This is a genomic window from Variovorax sp. MSC1_012, assembly GCF_023667525.1.
Lineage (GTDB): Bacteria > Pseudomonadota > Gammaproteobacteria > Burkholderiales > Burkholderiaceae_C > Variovorax > Variovorax beijingensis_B.
The window spans coordinates 1,730,432-1,750,039 of sequence record NZ_CM174443.1 but is presented as its reverse complement, the minus strand read 5'-3'; the positions used below and the strand labels follow the sequence as shown (position 1 = coordinate 1,750,039).

Annotated in this window: 18 protein-coding genes; 11 read left to right on the top strand and 7 right to left on the bottom strand. The window is 68.2% G+C overall.

Annotation, left to right across the window (positions count from 1 at the left end):
- Genes cysW through L1081_RS08230 form a run of 3 tightly spaced genes read left to right on the top strand, consistent with a single transcriptional unit; the run spans position 1 to position 2,521 of the window.
- Positions 1-903: a sulfate ABC transporter permease subunit CysW gene (gene cysW, locus L1081_RS08240; protein ID WP_489415992.1), complete on the top strand. Its 903-nt coding sequence runs from the start codon at positions 1-3 to the stop codon at positions 901-903.
- 20 nt (positions 904-923) lie between these two features.
- Positions 924-2,021 carry a sulfate/molybdate ABC transporter ATP-binding protein gene (locus tag L1081_RS08235; RefSeq protein WP_047783468.1) on the top strand — a complete coding sequence of 366 codons (1,098 nt, stop codon included), beginning with the start codon at positions 924-926 and terminating at the stop codon, positions 2,019-2,021.
- On the top strand, positions 2,018-2,521 hold the full coding sequence (locus tag L1081_RS08230) for a disulfide bond formation protein B (protein WP_489415991.1): 504 nt from the start codon (positions 2,018-2,020) through the stop codon (positions 2,519-2,521). Before L1081_RS08235 ends, L1081_RS08230 begins: the two co-directional genes overlap by 4 nt.
- Here the strand turns inward: L1081_RS08230 and L1081_RS08225 are convergent, their stop codons facing one another.
- The 4 genes from L1081_RS08225 to L1081_RS08210 all read right to left on the bottom strand — a co-directional run bounded on the left by L1081_RS08225 (position 2,522) and on the right by L1081_RS08210 (position 5,729).
- The gene (locus tag L1081_RS08225) at positions 2,522-3,214 is read right to left on the bottom strand and encodes a P-loop NTPase family protein (RefSeq protein ID WP_012748058.1); all 693 of its coding nucleotides are present in this window, start codon (positions 3,212-3,214) and stop codon (positions 2,522-2,524) included. It lies immediately after the preceding gene.
- Between the two features lie 72 nt (positions 3,215-3,286).
- Positions 3,287-4,585, bottom strand: a complete 1,299-nt coding sequence (locus L1081_RS08220) for a HipA domain-containing protein (RefSeq protein ID WP_489415990.1) — start codon at positions 4,583-4,585, stop codon at positions 3,287-3,289.
- Positions 4,582-4,911, bottom strand: coding sequence for a helix-turn-helix domain-containing protein (locus L1081_RS08215; protein ID WP_489415989.1), 330 nt, complete (start codon positions 4,909-4,911; stop codon positions 4,582-4,584). Before L1081_RS08215 ends, L1081_RS08220 begins: the two co-directional genes overlap by 4 nt.
- Positions 4,912-4,967: 56 nt before the next feature.
- Positions 4,968-5,729 (bottom strand): hypothetical protein, encoded by a 762-nt coding sequence (locus L1081_RS08210; RefSeq protein ID WP_489415988.1) that lies wholly within the window; start codon positions 5,727-5,729, stop codon positions 4,968-4,970.
- A 113-nt stretch (positions 5,730-5,842) separates the two neighbouring features.
- On the opposite strand from L1081_RS08210, the gene smc reads away from it, so the two are divergent.
- The 5 genes from smc (at position 5,843) to def (ending at position 13,694) form a co-directional block, all read left to right on the top strand.
- Positions 5,843-9,358, top strand: coding sequence for a chromosome segregation protein SMC (gene smc / locus L1081_RS08205; RefSeq protein ID WP_489415987.1), 3,516 nt, complete (start codon positions 5,843-5,845; stop codon positions 9,356-9,358).
- A 12-nt stretch (positions 9,359-9,370) separates the two neighbouring features.
- Positions 9,371-10,474 (top strand): cell division protein ZipA C-terminal FtsZ-binding domain-containing protein, encoded by a 1,104-nt coding sequence (locus L1081_RS08200; RefSeq protein WP_489415986.1) that lies wholly within the window; start codon positions 9,371-9,373, stop codon positions 10,472-10,474.
- Between the two features lie 22 nt (positions 10,475-10,496).
- Entirely contained in the window at positions 10,497-12,581 is a 2,085-nt protein-coding gene (gene ligA, locus L1081_RS08195) for an NAD-dependent DNA ligase LigA (RefSeq protein ID WP_489415985.1), read from the top strand.
- A gap of 173 nt (positions 12,582-12,754) precedes the next feature.
- Positions 12,755-13,120 (top strand): hypothetical protein, encoded by a 366-nt coding sequence (locus L1081_RS08190; protein WP_489415984.1) that lies wholly within the window; start codon positions 12,755-12,757, stop codon positions 13,118-13,120.
- Between the two features lie 34 nt (positions 13,121-13,154).
- The gene (def, locus tag L1081_RS08185) at positions 13,155-13,694 is read left to right on the top strand and encodes a peptide deformylase (RefSeq protein ID WP_489415983.1); all 540 of its coding nucleotides are present in this window, start codon (positions 13,155-13,157) and stop codon (positions 13,692-13,694) included.
- A gap of 50 nt (positions 13,695-13,744) precedes the next feature.
- On the opposite strand, the gene L1081_RS08180 is transcribed toward def, so the two are convergent.
- Complete coding sequence (locus L1081_RS08180) at positions 13,745-14,140, bottom strand: DoxX family membrane protein (protein ID WP_489415982.1); 396 nt, start codon at positions 14,138-14,140, stop codon at positions 13,745-13,747.
- 172 nt (positions 14,141-14,312) lie between these two features.
- On the opposite strand from L1081_RS08180, the gene L1081_RS08175 reads away from it, so the two are divergent.
- From L1081_RS08175 to L1081_RS08165, 3 genes are read left to right on the top strand one after another with little or no spacing between them, the layout of a single operon-like run.
- Entirely contained in the window at positions 14,313-15,347 is a 1,035-nt protein-coding gene (locus L1081_RS08175) for a transporter substrate-binding domain-containing protein (protein WP_489415981.1), read from the top strand.
- Positions 15,344-16,345, top strand: a complete 1,002-nt coding sequence (locus L1081_RS08170) for an ABC transporter permease subunit (protein WP_489415980.1) — start codon at positions 15,344-15,346, stop codon at positions 16,343-16,345. Before L1081_RS08175 ends, L1081_RS08170 begins: the two co-directional genes overlap by 4 nt.
- Complete coding sequence (locus L1081_RS08165) at positions 16,342-17,400, top strand: ABC transporter permease subunit (RefSeq protein WP_489415979.1); 1,059 nt, start codon at positions 16,342-16,344, stop codon at positions 17,398-17,400. Before L1081_RS08170 ends, L1081_RS08165 begins: the two co-directional genes overlap by 4 nt.
- On the opposite strand, the gene L1081_RS08160 is transcribed toward L1081_RS08165, so the two are convergent.
- Both L1081_RS08160 and pgm read right to left on the bottom strand, forming a co-directional pair.
- Positions 17,355-17,867 (bottom strand): hypothetical protein, encoded by a 513-nt coding sequence (locus L1081_RS08160; protein ID WP_489415978.1) that lies wholly within the window; start codon positions 17,865-17,867, stop codon positions 17,355-17,357. The two genes, L1081_RS08165 and L1081_RS08160, sit on opposite strands and share 46 nt — an antisense overlap.
- A 28-nt stretch (positions 17,868-17,895) precedes the next feature.
- On the bottom strand, positions 17,896-19,551 hold the full coding sequence (gene pgm / locus L1081_RS08155; protein ID WP_489415977.1) for a phosphoglucomutase (alpha-D-glucose-1,6-bisphosphate-dependent): 1,656 nt from the start codon (positions 19,549-19,551) through the stop codon (positions 17,896-17,898).
- Between the last annotated feature and the right edge of the window lie 57 nt (positions 19,552-19,608).

Genomic DNA, 19,608 nt, shown 5'->3' with positions numbered 1-19,608 from the left:
ATGAGTGCGCCTTCCAAAATCATCCGCCGCGCGCAGGCCGGCACCACCGAATCGGCCTGGGTGCGCTGGCTGCTGATCGGCCTGGCGCTCGCGTTCATGTTCCTGTTCCTCGTGCTGCCGCTGGCCGCCGTGGCGGTCGAGGCGCTGCGCAAGGGTCTCGATGCCTATCTCGAAGCGCTGAAGGAGCCCGACGCCTGGAGCGCGATCCGCCTCACGCTGATCACAGCCGCCATCGCGGTGCCGATGAACCTGGTGTTCGGCGTGGCCGCGGCCTGGGCCATCGCCAAGTTCGAGTTCCGCGGCAAGGCCTTCCTGACCACGCTGGTGGATCTGCCTTTTGCGGTGTCGCCGGTGGTGGCGGGCCTGATCTACGTGCTGGTGTTCGGCGCGCAGGGCTGGTTCGGCCCGTGGCTGGCCGAGCACGACATCAAGATCATCTTCGCGGTACCGGGCATCGTGCTGGCGACCGTGTTCGTGACCTTCCCGTTCATCGCGCGCGAGCTCGTGCCGCTGATGCAGGCACAGGGCACCGACGAGGAGCAGGCTGCCATCGTGCTTGGCGCGACCGGCTGGCAGACCTTCTGGCGCGTGACCCTGCCCAACATCAAGTGGGGCCTGCTGTACGGTGTGATTCTCTGCAACGCACGCGCCATGGGCGAGTTCGGCGCGGTGTCGGTGGTGTCGGGCCACATCCGCGGCCAGACCAACACCATGCCGCTGCATGTGGAAGTGCTCTACAACGAATACCAGTCGGTGGCGGCCTTTGCCGTGGCCTCGCTGCTCGCCATCCTGGCGCTGGTCACGCTGGTGATCAAGTCGGTCATCGAGTGGCGTCATGAGCGCGAAATGAAGGCCATTGCCGAGCTGCCGCCCGAGCGCCCGCCGGAAACCACGGCGGCCTGAGAGAGAAAGAACAGAAGACCATGAGCATCGAAATCCGCAACATCAGCAAGCAGTTCGGCGACTTCCGGGCCCTGAACAACGTGAACCTCGACGTCGAGTCGGGCGAACTCGTCGCGCTGCTCGGCCCCTCGGGCTGCGGCAAGACCACGCTGCTGCGCATCATCGCGGGGCTGGAGACGGCCGACACCGGCAGCATTCTCTTTTCGGGCGAGGACACCACCGACGTGCACGTGCGCGAGCGGCAGGTGGGCTTCGTGTTCCAGCACTACGCGCTGTTTCGCCACATGACGGTGTTCGAGAACGTCGCCTTCGGCCTACGCGTGAAGCCGCGCAAGGAGCGCCCGAGCGACGCGCAGATCAGGCAGAAGGTGACCGACCTGCTCAAGCTGGTGCAGCTCGACTGGCTGGCCGACCGCTATCCTTCGCAGCTTTCGGGCGGCCAGCGGCAGCGCATCGCACTGGCGCGCGCGCTGGCGGTGGAGCCCAAGGTGCTGCTGCTCGACGAACCCTTCGGCGCGCTCGATGCCAAGGTGCGCAAGGAACTGCGCCGCTGGCTGCGCCGGCTGCACGACGAACTGCACGTCACTTCCATCTTCGTCACGCACGACCAGGAAGAAGCGCTCGAGGTGGCCGACCGCGTGGTGGTCATCAACAAGGGCCGCATCGAGCAGGTCGGCTCGCCGCAGGAGGTGTGGGACCAGCCCGCGAGCCCCTTCGTCTATGGCTTCCTGGGCGACGTGAACCTGTTCCATGGCCGCGCCGACAACGGCGCGGTGCAACTCGACGGCATGCGCCTCGATTCGCCCGAACACAGCGGCGCGCGCGACGCCAAGGCCATGGCCTATGTGCGTCCGCACGACCTTACCGTGGAGCGCTACACCGCCGGCGCCACCGGCATCGTGGCCACCCTGTCGCGCGCCATCGTGGTCGGCCCGATCGCGCGGCTGGAACTTGAGCCCACCGAAACGAATCCAGATAATCCGGGCTCCGGAACCATCATCGAAGCGCAACTCCCTGCGCAACAGTTCCGGGAACTGGGCTTGCAAGAGGGCGACACCGTCGTCGCCACCCCGCGCAAGGCCCGGGTGTTCGTAGAAGAAGATTGGGTTTCCCCTTGATCGATTGGTACTTCGGCGCGCCGCGCCGCGCGTATGGGCTGGTCTGCCTGGCCTGCGTCCTGATGCTGGCCTTCGGGCTCTACCTGCAGCACGTGGTCGGCCTCGAGCCTTGCCCCATGTGCATCGTGCAGCGCTACGCGCTGGTGCTGGTGGCGCTCTTCACGGGGCTGGCCGGCATGTTCAGGAGCCGCGGCCTGCAGGCGACGGGTGGCGTGTTGGCGCTGGTGTCGGCCGTTGGCGGCGCCTACACGGCGGCGTCGCAAAGCTGGCTCCAGTGGAACCCGCCCGAGGTCGTGACCTGCGGGCGCGACCTGTACGGAATGATCGAGACCTTTCCGCTCAAGCGGGCTCTGCCGATGATCTTCCGCGGCGGCGGCGACTGCTCGAAGGTCGACTGGTCGCTGTTCGGCCTGACGCTGGCGAACTGGTCGTTCATTGCCTTCGTGGTGCTGGCGGTCCTGCTGCTCGTGCTGCTGCTTCGCCGGCCCGCGGCGCGCTAGCTAGAGCGGCAGGGTGTCGAAGGCCGCGTAGGCGGTCGCCAGCCAGGACTTCACGCGCTGGCGCTCCAGCAGGCCGAGCGCATGCGGCCCTTCGCGGTCGTTCACGGCCTTCCAGAAACTGGTGTTCTGCGCATCGATCTTGCGCATGCTCGCCTCGTGCAGGCGCGGCAGCGTGATCACGCGGGCGCCGTTCGCGGTGGCCTTGGAGAGCGACTGCGAGGCCAGCAGCATGCCGAAGTCGCTGCCGCGGCCGTAGTTCTGCACCACGATGTAGTTGGGCCGGTTGCCGAAGGTGTCGATCAGCGTGCCGAGCAGGTCGGTGGAGTCCTTGCCGTCGTCCAGCACGTGCCAGAAGTTGACGGCCACGCCCAACTCGTCGAACACGTCGAACAGGTCCGATTCCTTGATCCAGCGCGACAGCGGCGCGAGCGTCTGGGCCGCCAAGTCGACGATGACGCTTTGCTGCGGGTTGGTCTCGAAGCCGTTCACCACGGTGTCCAGGCCCTCGAAGCTGTCGACCACGATGGGCGAGGCAAAGCCTTCGTAGAAGCGCGTGAACGAGCTGTGCGAGCGGTCGGTGTCGAAGCCCGTGAAGGGCTTGCTGTGGTCGATGAAGTACTGCGCCAGCACGCGCGCCGTGACCGACTTGCCGACACCGCCTTTTTCGCCGCCGATGAAATTGATGGAGCTCATGAGTTGCTGCTGCCTCGAATGGGTGGAGGAGTGAAGGGCCGGATCATTCTAGGGGGCGCGTTTTCATTTTTTTCATTTGCCGCGCCTGGCCATGCCCTGCAGCAAGGGATGTGCCTGCAAGCGCTGCTGCAGCCGTTTTTTCCACGCGGCCGGCAGCGCTGATGCCTCGATCATCGCGGGCCAGCGGCTGCGAGCGAGCCGTGCCGTGTCGGCAACGGCGCGCCGCACCAGCGGTTCGTGCACTCCCGCCGAGAAGCAGAAGGCACGCACGTTGGCAGGCGTGAACAGGGCGCTGCGCCTGGGGGCGGCCTCACCCGGCGCCGCCGGCAGGAGAGGCAGCGCATGGCCGTCGACGCCCTGGAGCGCGGCATAGGCCACGATGTCGTAGGCCGGCGCCAGCCGCGGCGCGATGCCGTCGGGGTAGAGCACGCCGAAGTTCTTCAGATGCGCGTCGGGGTTGCCGAGCAGATCGTTCACCGCGAGGCGCCGCACGAGTTCGAGCACCGCTTCCTCGCCGAGGGATGGAAAGGCGCGCATCGCCAGCGCCATGTCGAGATAGCTGGCGCTGTACTTGTGCATCGGGTCGACCGCGAGCACCTGCGCGAAATCTTCGAAATGGATGCGGCGCGCGCCTTCGCGGTCGAAGCGCGTCACGGCAAGGAAGTCGGGCTCGTCGGGCAGCGCGTAGCTGTGCTCGGCGGCGATGGCCGAGAGCGGCGCGAGTTCGGCATGGCAGACCTCGACGCCGGCCGCGCCCGCCAGCTGGAGCGAGAGCATTTCCAGCTGCGGCATGTGGGGGCGCCCGGCCACCGGCAGCTTGGCGATCACGCGCGTGCTCGCGCCGGCGCGGGTGCGGGCCACGTAGCGCCCGCCCTGCCGGCGCAGGCCGAGCTTGGGCTGCACGCCCGACACCGAGATGCCCTGCGGCATGGGCAGCTCGACTACGGACATCTCGAGCGCGTCCTGGTCCTGCGTGATGAGCCGCTGCAAGGTGCCGCGGTCGACCGAAACCGGCCGGGCGCTCACCGCGCCGGGCAGGTCGCCGCCGCAAGCCGCAAGCAGCTCGAAGTGATCGTTCTCGCGGCAGCCCCGCAACTGCGCGATGTGGCTGCGCAGGACGCCTTCGGGCAACAGGTTCTGGAAGAAGCGCGGCAGCTGCCCGCCCTGTGCGTTGAAGAGCGGGTTCTTGACGTCGCTCCACAGGGCGGCCTGCGCCGAGGGATCGCTGGCCACCATCGAAAGCGAAAGCACCTCGGGCGGCGGCGCGGCCACCAGTTCGGGCTCTGCCACGAAGCGGCAGAGGTCGGCGTACTGGAACAGCTTGCCGAAGCGGCGCGCACCGAGCGAGATCTCGAGGATCTTGACGTTCATGGCGAACGCTTCTTCGAACGGGACCCGGAAGCCGAAGCCGTCGGCGCAGCCGCAGCGCCGACGGCATTGCCGATGCGCGTGGGCACCGGGCGATAGCCGGGATCGGTGTCCGCGCGTGCGCCGAAGCCCTTGGGTGCGAGCTGCAGTTCGAGGCCCAGCGCATCCACCAGCGCCAGCAGCGAGGACATCTGCGGATTTCCCTTCAGGCTCAGCGCATTGCGCACCGATCTCTCGGTCAGGCCGGAGCGCAGTGCAATTTCTGCGTTGTTGAGGCCGGCGGCCTCGCGCCGGGCCGTCAGGGTGGCGATGAGTTCCTGCTTGTTCACGGAAACATATTACCGCAAACGGCAATTTGGGAAATATATTTCCGAAGGCCGACGCCCTACCTGGGCACGAGCGTGATGAAGGGCATCACGACGCCCATGACCCAGTTCTGGCCGAAATCGAGCGCCGCGCGCCGGTATTTTTCGTCGGCCTGGGCGGCCAGCAGGTCGAGCCGCGCCACCACCTTGGACAGTTCGCGGTCGGCCACGAGGTTGCGCCCGCGCTCGCTGATCTCGGTGGCCAGCAGCAGGGGCTGGCCGTCGGGGCCCGTCTTGGAGGCAATCAGCCAGAGCGATATCTCGAAGTTGCGAGCGGCCCGGAAGCTGTTCTCGGCGTTGACGCCGTCGAGCATGGTCTGGTCCCAGGTGTCGCCGTTGGCCTGCTTGAGCATCGTGGCCCAGCCGACGACCAGCGCGGCCACCCGGTCCCCCTGGTAGCCCTGCGGCCCGGTATCGAAGGCCATGCGGATGGCATCGATGCCGGTGGCGCCGCGCAGCTCGGGCAGGGCGGGCCCGGTCAGCACCGCATCCCAGGCGCGCTGGGCGGCCGCCTCGATGCTGGTGGCCGACTTGCGCCATTCGCGTGGGTTGCGCCGGTAGAGCGTGGTCTGCACGCGCCGGATCGATTGCAGGTTGTCGCGCAGGGAGAGGTTGGCAATGCGGTTGGCGCTGGACTGCAACCATTCCTGGTTGGTATAGGGTTCGGCGCGGTCGGTGGAACGCACGGCCGCGCAGCCGCCGAGGCCCAGCAGGGCGGCCGCACCGGCCAGCACGTAAGCGCGGCGCACGGCAAGGGGGGATGAAACCAGGGAATCGCTCATGCCCTGACGTTATCATCCACGGCTGGGGCGGCGGCCTGTCTCGAACGGCAGGTCCGTGCAATTTTCCTTACAAATCAATACCTTGGCGTCATGCCAAGGCAGGCCGACAAGTCGTGCGTCTCAATTCCATCAAGCTTTCGGGCTTCAAGTCGTTCGCCGAACCCACCAACTTCCTGCTGCCGGGCCAACTGGTCGGCGTGGTCGGGCCCAATGGTTGCGGCAAGTCGAACATCATGGATGCGGTGCGCTGGGTGCTGGGCGAGTCGCGCGCGTCGGAGCTGCGCGGCGAGTCGATGCAGGACGTGATCTTCAACGGCACGACCACGCGCAAGCAGGCCAGCCGTTCGAGCGTGGAACTGGTGTTCGACAACGCCGACCACCGCGCGGGCGGCCAGTGGAACCAGTTCGGCGAGATCGCCGTGCGGCGCGTACTCACGCGCGACGGCACCAGCAGCTACTACATCAACAACCAGCCGGTGCGCCGCCGCGACGTGCAGGACGTGTTCCTGGGCACCGGCCTCGGCCCGCGCGCCTACGCCATCATCGGCCAGGGCACGATCAGCCGGATCATCGAATCCAAGCCCGAGGAATTGCGCCTGTTCCTCGAAGAGGCGGCGGGCGTCTCCAAGTACAAGGAGCGCCGGCGCGAAACCGAGAGCCGCCTGGGCGACACGCGCGAGAACCTCACGCGCGTGGAAGACATCCTGCGCGAGCTCAACGCCAACCTCGAAAAACTCGAGAAGCAGGCCGAGGTGGCCGCGCGCTACAACACGCTGCAGGGCGACGCCACCAGGAAGCAGCACCAGCTGTGGTTCCTCAAGCGCAGCGAAAGCGACGCCGACCAGGCCAAAATCAAGGCCGACTCGGAAAAGGCGATCAACGACCTCGAGTCGCGCACCGCCGACCTGCGCCGCATCGAATCCGAACTCGAAACCGTGCGCCAGGCCCACTACGCGGCCGGCGACCAGGTCAACCAGGCCCAGGGCAAGCTCTATGAAGCCAGTGCCGAAGTGGGCCGCCTCGAAGGCGAGATCCGCTTCGTGGTCGAAGGCCGCCAGCGCGTGGAGCAGCGACTGGTCCAATTGCGCGAGCAGATGGGCCAGTGGGGCCGCCGCCGCGAAGAGGCCGAGGCAGAGATCGAAACCCTGGCCGGCCAGGGCGTCGACGCCGAGGAGCAGGCCGTGCTGCTGGCCGCGCAGCTCGAGGAACACGACGCGCGCATGCCCGAGCTCGAGGAAGCCGTGCAGCGCGCCCAGGACGAGGCCAACGCCCAGCGCAGCACCGTCTCGCAGGTGCAGCAGCAGATCCAGGTGCTGGCCGCCGACCAGCGCAACATCGAAGAGCAGAGCCGGCAGCTCACGCAGCGCAGCGAACGCCTGCGCGCCGACCAGAACGCGCTGGCCGCGCCTGACGAAGCGCGCCTGCAAGCCCTGCAGGAAGAGCACGCGGCCGCGCAGGAAACCGCGAGCGAGGCCGACGCCCGCCTGCACGAGCTGCAGGAATCGGTGCCGCAGCTGGACGACGACCGCCGCGCGAAGCAGCAGGCCGTCAACACCGAAGGCGCGCGCCATGCCGAGCTCTCGGCGCGGCTTGAAGCGCTGCGTGCGCTGCAGGAAAAGGTCAAGACCGACGGCAAGCTGGCGCCCTGGCTCGCCAAGCACGGGCTCGAAGGCATGCAGGGGCTGTGGAGCCGCATCCACATCGAGCAGGGCTGGGAAAACGCGCTCGAAGCGGCGCTGCGCGAGCGCCTGGGCGCGCTCGAGGTCAGCCGGCTCGACATGGTGCGCGCCTTCGGCAACGATGCGCCGCCCGCCAAGCTCGCGTTCTACAGCCCGCCCGCGGCCGGCGTGCCGCAAGGCGCTGCCGCGCTGCCGCGCCTGTCGAGCCTGCTGCGCCTGAACGATGCGGGCCTGCAGGCCTTGCTGACCGACTGGCTGCACGGCTGCTACACCGCGCAGAGTTTCGAGGAGGCCCTCGCGCAGCGCGCAACGCTGCAGCCGGGCGAAGTCATCTATGTGCAGAGCGGCCACGCCGTGTTCTCGCACAGCGTGAATTTCTACGCCCCCGATTCTGAGCAGGCCGGCCTGCTGGCGCGCCAGCAGGAAATGGAAAACCTCGAGCGCCAGCTGCGCGCCCAGACGCTCATCAGCGAAGAGGCGCGCACCGCGCTGGTCCGCGCCGAAGCCGCCTACGCCGATGCTGCGCAGCGCCTTGTCACGGCGCGCCGCGAAGCCGCGGAGACGCAATCGCGTGCGCATGAACTGCAGGTCGAGACGCTGCGCATGACGCAGCTCGCCGAGCAGACGCGTGCGCGCAGCGAGCAGTTGGCCACCGACCTGGCCGAGGTCGACGCGCAGCTCGAGGAACTGCAGGAAAAGCGCATGGCCGCCGAAGGCCGCTTCGAAGAACTCGACATGCAGCTGGCCGACAGCCAGGAGCGCCACGCGCAGCTCGACGAACGCGTGATCGACGCCGGCCGCGCGCTGGCCGCGAGCCGCGAGCAGCACCGCAGCCTGGAGCGGCAGGCGCAGGAGGCCACCTTCTCGCAGCGCACGCTCGAAGCCCGTCGTGGCGAGCTGAACCGCGCGATCGAAACCGCATCGCAGCAGGTGCTGTCGCTCACCGACGAAGACGAGCGCGCCCGCGCCGAACTCGGCCGCCTCTCCGACGCGGCGGCCCAGGCCGGCCTGCAGGACGCGCTGGCGCTCAAGCTCGAGCGCGAAGCCGCGCTGGGTGCGGCGCGCAGCCAGTACGACGACCTCACGCTGAAGCTGCGCGCCAGCGACGAACGCCGGCTGCAGCTCGAGCGCGAACTCGATCCGCTGCGCCAGCGCATCACCGAATTCCAGCTCAAGGAGCAGGCCGCACGGCTGGGCGTCGAGCAATACCAGCAGCTGCTGGACGACGCCGGCGCCGACCTCGAAGCCGTTGCCCAGTCGATCGACGCCGACAAGGTCCGCCTCGCGGGCCTGCAAGGCGAGATCGATCGCCTGAACCGCGAAGTGGTCGCGCTGGGCGCGGTCAACCTGGCCGCACTCGACGAACTCGCCGTGGCCAGCGAGCGCAAGACCTTCCTCGATGCGCAGTCCGCCGACCTGAACGAGGCCATCGGCACGCTGGAAGACGCCATCCGCAAGATCGACGCCGAGACGCGCGACCTGCTGGGCGGCACCTTCAAGATCGTCAACGAGCACTTCAGCCGCATGTTCCCCGAACTGTTCGGCGGCGGCAATGCACGGCTCGTGATGACCGGCGACGAAATCCTCGATGCCGGCGTGCAGGTGCTGGCGCAGCCGCCCGGCAAGAAGAACCAGACCATCCACCTGCTCTCGGGCGGCGAGAAGGCGCTCACGGCCATTGCGCTGGTGTTCGCGATCTTCCAGCTCAACCCGGCGCCCTTCTGCCTGCTCGACGAAGTGGACGCGCCGCTGGACGACGCGAACACCGAACGCTATGCCAAACTCGTGACCGCCATGAGCCGCGAAACCCAGTTCCTCTTCATCAGCCACAACAAGATCGCCATGGAAATGGCCGAGCAGCTGATCGGCGTCACCATGCAGGAGCAGGGCGTCTCGCGGATCGTCGCGGTCGACATGGAAGCGGCCGCCTCCATGGTCGAAGCTGCTTGAACCGGGCAGCGCATGAGCAATCTCACTCTCGCCCTGGCCATCCTCGGCGGCCTCGTCCTCGCGGCCGTCGTTGCCTACAACACCCTGACCTCGCGCCGCAATGCGCCGCGCCAGCCCGACGCCGCTGAGCGCGACCTGTCCGAAGCGGGCCATCGGCCATCGTCCCCGTCCGACGGCGTGGAGCCGATGCTGCACATCGATCCGCACGCGACGCCGGGCCACGAACGCCACGAGCCCCTGTTCGACCCGGACCTGCCCGCGCCCAGTGGGAACCCGGTGCCGACAGCCGAGCGGCGCGGCGGGCTCGATCCGCTCATCGACGTGATTGCGCCGGTGTCGCTGGACGGGCTCGCATCGGGCGACGCCGCCATTGCCGCCATGCCGCCCACGCGCCGCGCCGGCAGCAAGCCCGTGGCCATCGAGGGCCTCAACGAACACACCGGCCAGTGGGAGCCGCCCGTGCCGGGCCAGCGCTACAGCGCCTTCCAGGTGGGCGTGCAGCTGGCCAACCGCACCGGGGCGCTCAACGAGATCGAGTATTCCGAATTCGTGGTCAAGGCGCAGGCCTTTGCCGATGCCGTCAATGGCGCGCTTGAATTCCCTGAAATGCTCGACGAGGTGGCGCGCGCCCGCGAGCTCGACCAGTTCGCCAGTGCGCACGACGCGCAGCTGGGCTTCGTGCTGCGCGCGCTGCACGCTGCCTGGAGTCCCGGCTACGTGCAGCAGAACGCGGCGCGGCTGGGCTTTGTGGCGGGCATCATTCCGGGGCGCATGGTGCTGCCGACCAGCGAGGCCGGGCTGCCGCCGATCCTCGGGCTTTCGTTCGACACGCAGGCCGCGCTGGCCGACGATCCGGCGCAATCGGCCATCCGCGAACTCAGCCTGAGCCTGGACGTGCCGCAGGTCGACCGCGCCGAGCAGCCGTTCCGCCGCATGCGCGAAGCCGCCGCCACGCTGGCGCGCGAGATGGACGGCGTGGTCACCGACAGCGACGGGCAACTGCTGCGCGAAGAAACCATGGACGTGATCGGTGCCGACCTCGAGCAGCTCTACGACACGCTCGAGTCGCGCGACCTGGCCGCCGGCTCGCCCTTGGCCCGCCGCCTTTTCAGCTGATCCGATCGTTCGGGAGACACCCATGACCACGCGCGACGAAGCGGCACGCGAAGCCGCCGCACTGAGCGAACAGCTCCACAAGCACGCCCATCTCTACTACGTGCTCGACGCACCCGAGTTGCCCGACGCCGAGTACGACCGGCTGTTCCAGCGGCTGCAGGCACTGGAAGCCGAATACCCCGAACTGCGCACGCCCGATTCGCCGACGCAGCGCGTCGGCGGCAAGGTGCTCGAAGGCTTCGTGAAGGTGCGCCACAAGGTGCCGATGCTGTCGATCCGCACCGAGACCGACATCTCGCCCGGCGGCGCCAGCGCCTTCGATGCCCGCGTGCGCAAGGAACTGGGCCTGGCCGAGGACGGACCGCAGGTCGCGTACGTCTGCGAACTCAAGTTCGACGGCCTGGCCATGAACCTGCGCTACGAGAACGGCGTGCTGGTGCAGGCCGCGACGCGCGGCGACGGCGAGATCGGCGAGGAAGTCACGCAGAACATCCGCACGGTGCGCGAGATTCCGCTGCGGCTCAACGGCAAGGCGCCGCCCGTGGTCGAGGTGCGCGGCGAGATCTACATGAAGCGCGCCGACTTCGAGGCACTCAACGAGCGCCAGCGCGAGAAGATCGCGGCCGGGCAGAAGAACGAGAAGGTCTTCGTCAACCCGCGCAATGCCGCGGCCGGCGCGGTGCGCCAGCTCGACCCGGCCATTGCGGCGGCGCGGCCGCTGAGCTTTTTTGCCTACGGCCTCGGCGAGGTCACGCCGGCCAGCGAGGGCGGGCCGGATTTTCCGACCCAGTTCGACTGGCTGCAGCAGTTCGATGCCTGGGGATTCCCGGTGGCCAAGCAGACTGCGCGTGCGACCGGCGCCATTGAACTGATTGCCTTCCACGAGAACATCGGGCGCCAGCGCGATGCCTTGCCCTACGACATCGACGGCGTGGTCTACAAGGTCGACAGCATCGAGCTGCAGCGGCGGCTGGGCTTCGTCTCGCGCGAGCCGCGCTGGGCCGTGGCGCACAAGTATCCGGCGCAGGAGCAGATCACCGAGGTGCTCGGCATCGAGGTGCAGGTCGGGCGCACCGGCAAGCTCACGCCGGTGGCCAAGCTCGCGCCGGTGTTCGTGGGCGGCGTGACCGTGACCAACGCCACGCTGCACAACGAGGACGAGGCGCGCCGCAAGGACGTGCGCGTGGGCGACAAGGTCATTGTGCGGCGTGCCGGCGACGTGATCCCCGAAGTGGTCGGCGTGGTGCCCGAAAGCCTCGTCAAGCCCGACAGCGAGCGGGGTCCGCTGTTCACCATGCCGCACCAATGCCCGGTGTGCGGATCGGAGGCGTTGCGCGAAGAGGGCGAAGTCGACTACCGCTGCACCGGCGGCCTGTTCTGCGCCGCCCAGCGCAAGGAGGCCATCCTGCACTTTGCAGCGCGGCGCGCGGTCGACATCGACGGGCTCGGCGACAAGCTGGTCGAGCAATTGGTCGATGCCAACCTGATCCGCACCTTGCCCGACCTCTACAGGCTCGGGTTCACCACCCTGGCGGGCCTGGACCGCATGGCCGACAAGTCGGCCAGGAATCTCGTCGATGCGCTCGAGGCCTCGAAGAAGACCACGCTGCCGCGCTTCCTGTTCGGGCTCGGCATCCGGCACGTGGGCGAGAGCACGGCCAAGGACCTCGCCAAGCACTTCGGCAAGCTCGACGCGATCATGGATGCGACCGAGGAGGAGCTGCTCGAGGTCAACGACGTCGGGCCGGTCGTTGCGCAGAGCCTGCGTACCTTCTTCGATCAGCCGCACAACCGCGAAGTGGTTGAGCAGCTGCGCGCATGCGGGCTGACCTGGGAAGAGGGCGAACCCGCCGCCCGGGCGCCCAAGCCACTGGCGGGGCTGACCTTCGTGATCACCGGTACCCTTCCTACGCTGAACCGGGACGAAGCGAAGGACAAACTGGAAGCAGCCGGTGCCAAGGTAGCGGGCTCCGTCAGCAAGAAGACCAGCTACCTGGTGGCCGGCGAGGAAGCCGGCAGCAAGCTCGATAAGGCGCGCGAGATCGGCGTGGACGTGATCGACGAGGCGCGTATGCTGGAGCTGCTCGCCAGCGGCGGGCCTGGTTGAAGGTTTGAAGGCGCTGTTCTTACCGGCGGTTACGCGACTTCACACCAGCGCAGTCAACAGGGCCTACAAGCTGGCGTTGAAAACGGAAGGCTGACAAGGAGTCCCTCATGCAGAAAATTCGTGTTCTCGGTATCTGTGTCGCCGTCGGCGGCTTCGCGCTGCTCGGCGGCTGCGTGGCCGTTCCTGGCGACCCCTACTACAGCGGGGGCTATTCGCAGCCGTACTACTCGGACCCGGTGGTCGTGAACCCGGCGCCGGTCTATATCCAGGGCGGCGGCTACTACGAAGGCGGACGCCGCTACTACGACCGGCCCTACTACGGCGGCAGGCCCTACTACGGGCGTCCTGGCTACCCGGCGGTGCGCCCGGTACCCGTGCCGGTGCCTGTGCCTTCTCGTCCCGGCTGGGGCGGCGGTGGACGGCCATCGGGCAGTGCCGGCGTGTCGCCGCTGCCGCAATACCGGTCGGATCCGCCGCGCGGCGCGTCGCGGCTGTGGTCGTCGCCGGATTCCAAGACGCCAAGCCAAACCCCTCCGTGACAGCGTGGCGGGGCCGCTCGCGATAATCCCCGCTATGGCCATCCGCGAAATCCTCAAGATGGGCGACCCCCGGCTGCTGCGCATTGCGCAGCCGGTGGCTGCCTTCGACACCGACGAGCTGCACCTGTTGGTGCGCGACATGTTCGAGACCATGCTGGCCGTCAACGGCGCCGGCCTGGCTGCACCGCAGATCGGTGTCGACCAGCAGCTCGTGATCTTCGGCACCGATGTCGCCAATCCCCGCTACCCCGACGCGCCGCCCGTGCCCCGCACCGTGCTGCTGAATCCGGTCATCACGCCGGTCGGCGACGAGGAGGAAGAGGGCTGGGAAGGCTGCCTCTCGGTGCCGGGCCTGCGCGGCGTGGTGCCGCGCTTCGCCAATGTCCGCTATACCGGCTTCGATCCCTACGGCGATCCGATCGACCGCGTCGCGAGCGGCTTTCATGCACGCGTGGTGCAGCATGAAGTCGACCACCTGCTGGGCAAGCTCTATCCGATGCGGGTGCGCGACTTCTCGCGCTTCGGCTATACCGACGTCCTGTTTCCAGGGCTGGACGCCAACGACGACGATTGATGAAAGAACGGCCGGTACATCACCGGCCGCTTGCTTTCTTTTATCTTTCTTCAGTTGTACTTGCCGCCCAGGCCGAACCGGCCGCCGCCGAAGAGCGCGATGGCAATCGCCGAGAACAGGAACATGCCCTGCAGTTCCAGCGCCCAGCCACCCTGGCCATTGAGTGCGCCCAGGTCCTTCATGTGCACGAGCCAGATGGCCACCAGCATGTTGAGGGCAACGATCAGCGCGGCCGGACGGGTGAACAGGCCCACGATCAGCAGCACCGGCGCAAGGATCTCGCCAACATAGACCAGGTAGGCCATGGCCGCGGGCAAGCCGTGGGATGCCAGCATGCCGCCGATGCCGTCGACGCCTTTGCCGACCTTCGCAATGCCGTGCAGCAGGATGAGGATACCGAGCGCGACGCGCAGAACGAGCTTGCCGGTGTCATCGGATTTGGTCATGTGCAGATTCCTGGTGAAGTTGTTGGAGGCCCGTATGTTAGTGAATGCGGCGGGCTAGAAAAACCCGACGCAGCCGCTGCGCCCGGCATATGCATTCAACTGCTGGTTCCTTGGCAGGGCGGCGCGCGGCCCCGTACACTGCCTTTTGCTTGTTGTTGAGGAGAACACACGAATGAAGAACCGATTCCGTCCCGTGCTGGCGCTTGCCGCAGCCGTTGCCGCTTTCGCCGTCGCCGCCCCGGCCCTTGCCGGCAAGACCCTCGATGCCGTCAAGCAGCGCGGCACCGTCAAGTGCGGCGTGACCAATGGCGTGGCCGGCTTTTCCGCGCCCGACACGCAGGGCAACTGGTCGGGCCTGGACGTCGACACCTGCCGCGCCATTGCGGCGGCCGTGCTGGGCGATCCGAAGAAGGTCGACTTCGTGCCGCTCAATTCGCAGCAGCGCTTCTCGGCCCTGCAGGCCGGCGAGATCGACATCCTCGCGCGCAACACCACCTGGACGCTCACGCGCGATGCGTCGCTGGGCTTCAACTTCACCACCATCACCTACTACGACGGCCAGGGCTTCCTGGTGCCGAAAAAACTCAAGGTGACCAGCGCCAAGCAGCTCAAGAACGCAACCATCTGCACGCAGTCGGGCACCACCAACGAGAAGAACGTTTCCGACTACTTCCGCGCGCAGAATATCCCGGTCAAGACGGTGGTGTTCGAGAGCTTCGAGGCCTCGTTCAAGGCCTTCTTCTCGGGCCGGTGCCAGGCCTTCACCACCGATGCCTCGGCGCTCGCGGGCCTGCGCAACAAGGAGGCGCCGAACCCCGACGACTACCTGATCCTGCCCGAACTCATTTCCAAGGAGCCGCTCGCGCCACTGGTGCGTCGCGGCGACGACGAGTGGTTTGCCATTGCCAAATGGGTGCCCAACGCGCTCATCGAGGCCGAGGAATTCGGCGTCACGCAGGCCAATGCCGACGAGCTCAAGGCCAGCAGCAAGGACCCGGCGCAGCAGCGCCTGGTCGGCACCGGCGAAGACCTGGGCAAGCTGCTGGGCCTGGACAAGGACTGGTCGTTCCGCGCCATCAAGGCCGTGGGCAACTACGGCGAGATGTTCGAGCGCAACGTGGGCCCCAAGTCGGTCCTGAAGCTGCCGCGCGGCTCGAACAACCTCTGGAGCAAGGGCGGCCTGATCTACGCACCACCCGTTCGATGAGCAGTGGAGCCGCGCGCCGCGGCGCCTGGCTGGCCTGGATCGTCCAGGCGCTGCTGGTGCTGGCCGTCGTGGCCGGCGCGGCCTGGGTCGTGAACCATGCGCTCGAGGTCTTGCGCTCGCGCGGCGTCCGCTCGGGCTTCGACTTTCTCGCCGAGCCCGCGGGCTTCTCCATCAGCGAGGGCTGGCTCGACTTCGATGCCAGCCAGCCGTTCTGGCGCGCCTTTCTCGCGGGCTTGGTCAACACGGTGCGCGCCTCGGTGCCCGCCGCCATCTTTTCGGTCGTGCTCGGCACCCTGATCGGCATCGGCCGGCTCGCGCCGCATGTGCTGCTGCGCGGCATCTGCACCGCGTATGTCGAACTGCTGCGCAACGTGCCGTTGCTCGTGCAGCTGCTGATGCTGGCCTTTGCGATTGCCAACCTGCTGCCCGATCCCACCGAGCCCGTACGGCTGCTGCCGGGCGTGTGGCTCAGCAAGGGCGGCCTCAGCGTGCCCTGGCCGGCATCGGGCGAGGGCGGCGGCTGGTGGCCCACGCATTTCGAATGGCCCGAGCGCGGCGACTTCGGCGTGAGCGGCGGCGCGGCGCTGAGCCCGGAGTACGTGACCATCGTCGCGGGCCTGTCCTTCTATTCGGCCGCGTTCGTGGCAGAGATCGTGCGTGCCGGCATCCTCTCGGTGCCGCAGGGGCAGGTGCTTGCGGGCCAGGCGCTGGGCCTCGCGCCGGTGCAGCAGCTGCGCATCGTGATCCTGCCGCAGGCGCTCCGGGTGATCGTGCCTTCGCTCACCAACCAGCTGCTGAGCCTCGTCAAGAATTCATCGCTCGCGGTGGCCGTGGGCTATCCGGAGCTGGTGTCGGTGGCCAACACCACCATCGGCTCGAACGGCCGCGCCTTCGAGTGCATCGCCATCATCATGGCGGTCTACCTGCTGCTGTCGCTCGTGATCTCCTTCGGCATGAACCGTTACAACGCGCGCGTCGCGCTCAGGGGCTGGCGATGAGGAACGTCGCCCAGGGCCCGATCGCGTGGCGCAGCGAACTCTGGGGTTCGCCGCTGCGGGCGCTGGCCACCGTGCTGCTGCTCGCGCTGCTGGCGTGGGGCGGCTTCCACGCCATCGAATGGGGCGTGGTGCACGCGGTGTTCCGGCCTGACGCAGAAGCCTGCCGCGCGGTGCAGCATGGCGCCTGCTGGGGCGTGGTGGCCGAGAAATGGCGCCCGATGCTGTTCGGCCGCTTTCCCTACGAAGAGCAATGGCGCCCGGCCATTGCCGTGACCGTGCTGTCGGCCGTCACCATGCTGAGCGCCTGGCCGCGCAGCTGGCGCTGGTGGCTGGTGCCGCTCTGGGTTGCGGCGCTGCTGCTGTTCGTGCTGCTGATGCGCGGCGGCGTGGCGGGCCTCGCCCCCGTGCCGACCAGCCGCTGGGGCGGATTGCCGCTCACCATCGGCCTTGCGGTGGTGGGCCTGGCGCTGGCCTTTCCGCTCGCGCTGCTGCTCGCGCTCGGGCGCCGCTCGGACTGGCCGGTGGTACGCACGCTCTGCGCGAGCTACATCGAGCTGGTGCGCGGCGTGCCGCTGATCTCGGTGCTGTTCATGGCGTCGTTCCTGCTGCCGCTGCTGTGGCCTGCGGGTTGGCAGCCTGACGTGCTGGTGCGCGTGCTGGCGGGGCTCACGCTGTTCGTGGCGGCTTACCTGGCCGAGATCGTCCGCGGCGGACTGCAGGCCGTGCCGCGCGGCCAGACCGAAGTGGCGATGGCGCTGGGCTTCGGGCGCTGGCCGGTGCAGCGGGACATCGTGCTGCCGCAGGCCCTGCGGCTGGTGGTGCCGGCGCTGACCAACAGCGTGGTCGGCACGCTGAAGGACACCTCGCTGGTCACGGTGGTCGGCCTGTTCGAGCTGACCGGCGCGCTGGGCCTGGCGCTCGGCGGCGACCCGACCTGGCGGCCGTTCTACCTCGAGGGCTACCTCTTCATTGCGGCGGTGTACTGGGCGCTGTGCTTCGGGCTGTCGCGCTACAGCGTGTGGCTCGAGCGGCGGCTGGGAGAGGGCACGCGCTGAGCGGGGCCGGCCGAGGATGCATGCGATTGCGCCAGTGCCTCGAGAGTCTGGACCTGCCACGCGAATTCATCCTCGAAGGCCGTCGGGTCCGTGATCGCATAGCCGCCGTAGGCATAGACCGCCGCATAGGCTGCGTAGCTCGCGGCCTCGAGGGCCCGGCCGGCCAGGGCATTGGCCACCGCATACGTGGCGGAAACCGCCGCATGTGCCGAGCCATCGATCGAATTCGAGCCCCGGTGCCCGTTTGCCACGGCCGCCAGCTCCGCGCGGGCCGCCGCCAAGGCCGCTTCGTCAGCCTTGCCGTCGAGAAAGGCATGCGCCACCGCGAGGCCTTCGATGGCGCGCGGGTCTTCCAGCAGATGGCCGATGCGGTCTGCGCAAGCCAGGCCGAAAGCCAGGCGCAGCGATGCGTGCCCGGGATCGTTCAGGCCAAGCTCGGCGGCAAGACGCGACAGTTCGGTGTTCATGGCAGCGCCGGACGTTCGATGAAGCTTCTCAGCCCGCCGCCAGCGCCTTGTCGACCAGCTGCTGCGCTTCCTCGAGGATGCGGCCGAGGTGCTCGGCGCCGAGAAAGCTCTCGCCGTAGATCTTGTAGATGTTCTCCGTGCCCGAGGGCCGCGCGGCGAACCAGCCGTTCTCGGTGACCACCTTCACGCCGCCGATAGCCGCGCCGTTGCCGGGCGCGTGGCTCAGCACGTTCTGGATCTTCTCGCCGGCGAGCTCGGTGGACAGCACCTGCTTCGGCGACAGGCTCGAAAGCTTCTTCTTCTGCTCGACGGTGGCCGCCGCGTCCACGCGATTGGCCACGGGCTGCCCCAGCGCCTGCGCCAGTTCGGCAAAGCGTTCGCCGGGGTCGCGCCCGGTGCGCGCGGCAATCTCGGCCGAGAGCAGGGCGGGCACGATGCCGTCCTTGTCGGTGGTCCAGACCGAACCGTCGCGCCGCAGGAAGGTGGCGCCCGCGCTTTCCTCGCCGCCGAAGCCCAGCGACGAATCCACCAGCCCCTCGACGAACCACTTGAAGCCCACCGGCACCTCGTACAGCCTGCGGCCCAGCCGGGCGGCCACGCGGTCGATCATCTGGCTGCTGACCACCGTCTTGCCCACGGCCGCATGCGCCGCCCATTGCGGCCGGTGCGTGAAGAGGTAGTCAACCATCACCGCCAGGTAGTTGTTGGGCGGCAGCAGCCCCGCGCTTCGCGTGACGATGCCGTGGCGGTCATGGTCGGTGTCGCAGGCGAAGGCGATGCCGAAGCGCTCCCGCAGGCCGATCAGCTGGTGCATGGCATCGGGCGACGACGGGTCCATGCGGATGCGGCCGTCCCAGTCGAGCGACATGAAGCGGAAGGTGGGATCGACTTCCTGGCTCAGAACGTTGAGCCGCCCGAGCTTGTAGCGCTCGGCGATGGCCGGCCAGTAGCGCACGCCCGCGCCGCCCAGCGGGTCGACACCCAGGTCGATCTCGACGCCGCGGATGGCATCCATGTCGAGCACCTGCGCGAGGTCTTCGACATAGGTGTTCAGGTAGTCGTGGCGGTGCGTGGTCGAGGCGCGCAGCGCCTGGGCGAGCGGCAGCCGCTTCACGCCCTTGAGATCCGCCGCAAGAAAGGCATTGGCCGCGGCTTCGACCGCCGAGGTGATGTCGGTGCCCGCGGGGCCGCCGTTCGGCGGGTTGTACTTGAAGCCGCCGCTTTCGGGCGGATTGTGCGAAGGCGTGATCACGATGCCGTCGGCCAGCCCCGTCGTGCGTCCGCGGTTGTAGACCAGGATGGCGTGCGAGACGGCGGGCGTAGGCGTGTACTCGTCGTCCTTCGAGAGCATCAGCTCGACGCCGTTGGCCGCCAGCACTTCCACCGCGCTGTTGAAGGCGGGCGTCGAAAGCGCATGCGTGTCGATGCCGAGGAACAGCGGACCGTCGATGCCCTTCTGGCGCCGGTAGTCGGCAATGGCCTGGCTCATGGCCAGCACATGCCATTCGTTGAACGCGTCGTCGAAGGAAGAACCGCGGTGGCCCGAAGTTCCGAAGGCCACGCGCTGCGCAGGCACCGAGGGATCGGGGCGGCCCGCGTAATAGGCGGAGACGAGGCGCGGGACATTGACGAGCAGGTCCAGCGGTGCGGGCTGGCCCGCGAGGGGATTGGTTTTCTGGCTCATGTCGAGGGTTGCCGTTCGAGTTGAATCAAGAGTCGGCACCATCATGCCGCAGGATCC

Excerpts from the sequence above, each read along its gene's own strand:
- L1081_RS08160 (WP_489415978.1), bottom strand. The coding sequence starts at position 17,867 with ATGAACACCGAACTGTCGCGTCTTGCCGCCGAGCTTGGCCTGAACGAT.
- L1081_RS08170 (WP_489415980.1), top strand. The coding sequence starts at position 15,344 with ATGAGCAGTGGAGCCGCGCGCCGCGGCGCCTGGCTGGCCTGGATCGTC.
- L1081_RS08165 (WP_489415979.1), top strand. The coding sequence starts at position 16,342 with ATGAGGAACGTCGCCCAGGGCCCGATCGCGTGGCGCAGCGAACTCTGG.
- L1081_RS08235 (WP_047783468.1), top strand. The coding sequence starts at position 924 with ATGAGCATCGAAATCCGCAACATCAGCAAGCAGTTCGGCGACTTCCGG.
- def (WP_489415983.1), top strand. The coding sequence starts at position 13,155 with ATGGCCATCCGCGAAATCCTCAAGATGGGCGACCCCCGGCTGCTGCGC.
- cysW (WP_489415992.1), top strand. The coding sequence starts at position 1 with ATGAGTGCGCCTTCCAAAATCATCCGCCGCGCGCAGGCCGGCACCACC.
- L1081_RS08200 (WP_489415986.1), top strand. The coding sequence starts at position 9,371 with ATGAGCAATCTCACTCTCGCCCTGGCCATCCTCGGCGGCCTCGTCCTC.
- pgm (WP_489415977.1), bottom strand. The coding sequence starts at position 19,551 with ATGAGCCAGAAAACCAATCCCCTCGCGGGCCAGCCCGCACCGCTGGAC.
- L1081_RS08220 (WP_489415990.1), bottom strand. The coding sequence starts at position 4,585 with ATGAACGTCAAGATCCTCGAGATCTCGCTCGGTGCGCGCCGCTTCGGC.
- L1081_RS08210 (WP_489415988.1), bottom strand. The coding sequence starts at position 5,729 with ATGAGCGATTCCCTGGTTTCATCCCCCCTTGCCGTGCGCCGCGCTTAC.
- ligA (WP_489415985.1), top strand. The coding sequence starts at position 10,497 with ATGACCACGCGCGACGAAGCGGCACGCGAAGCCGCCGCACTGAGCGAA.
- L1081_RS08180 (WP_489415982.1), bottom strand. The coding sequence starts at position 14,140 with ATGACCAAATCCGATGACACCGGCAAGCTCGTTCTGCGCGTCGCGCTC.
- L1081_RS08175 (WP_489415981.1), top strand. The coding sequence starts at position 14,313 with ATGAAGAACCGATTCCGTCCCGTGCTGGCGCTTGCCGCAGCCGTTGCC.
- L1081_RS08225 (WP_012748058.1), bottom strand. The coding sequence starts at position 3,214 with ATGAGCTCCATCAATTTCATCGGCGGCGAAAAAGGCGGTGTCGGCAAG.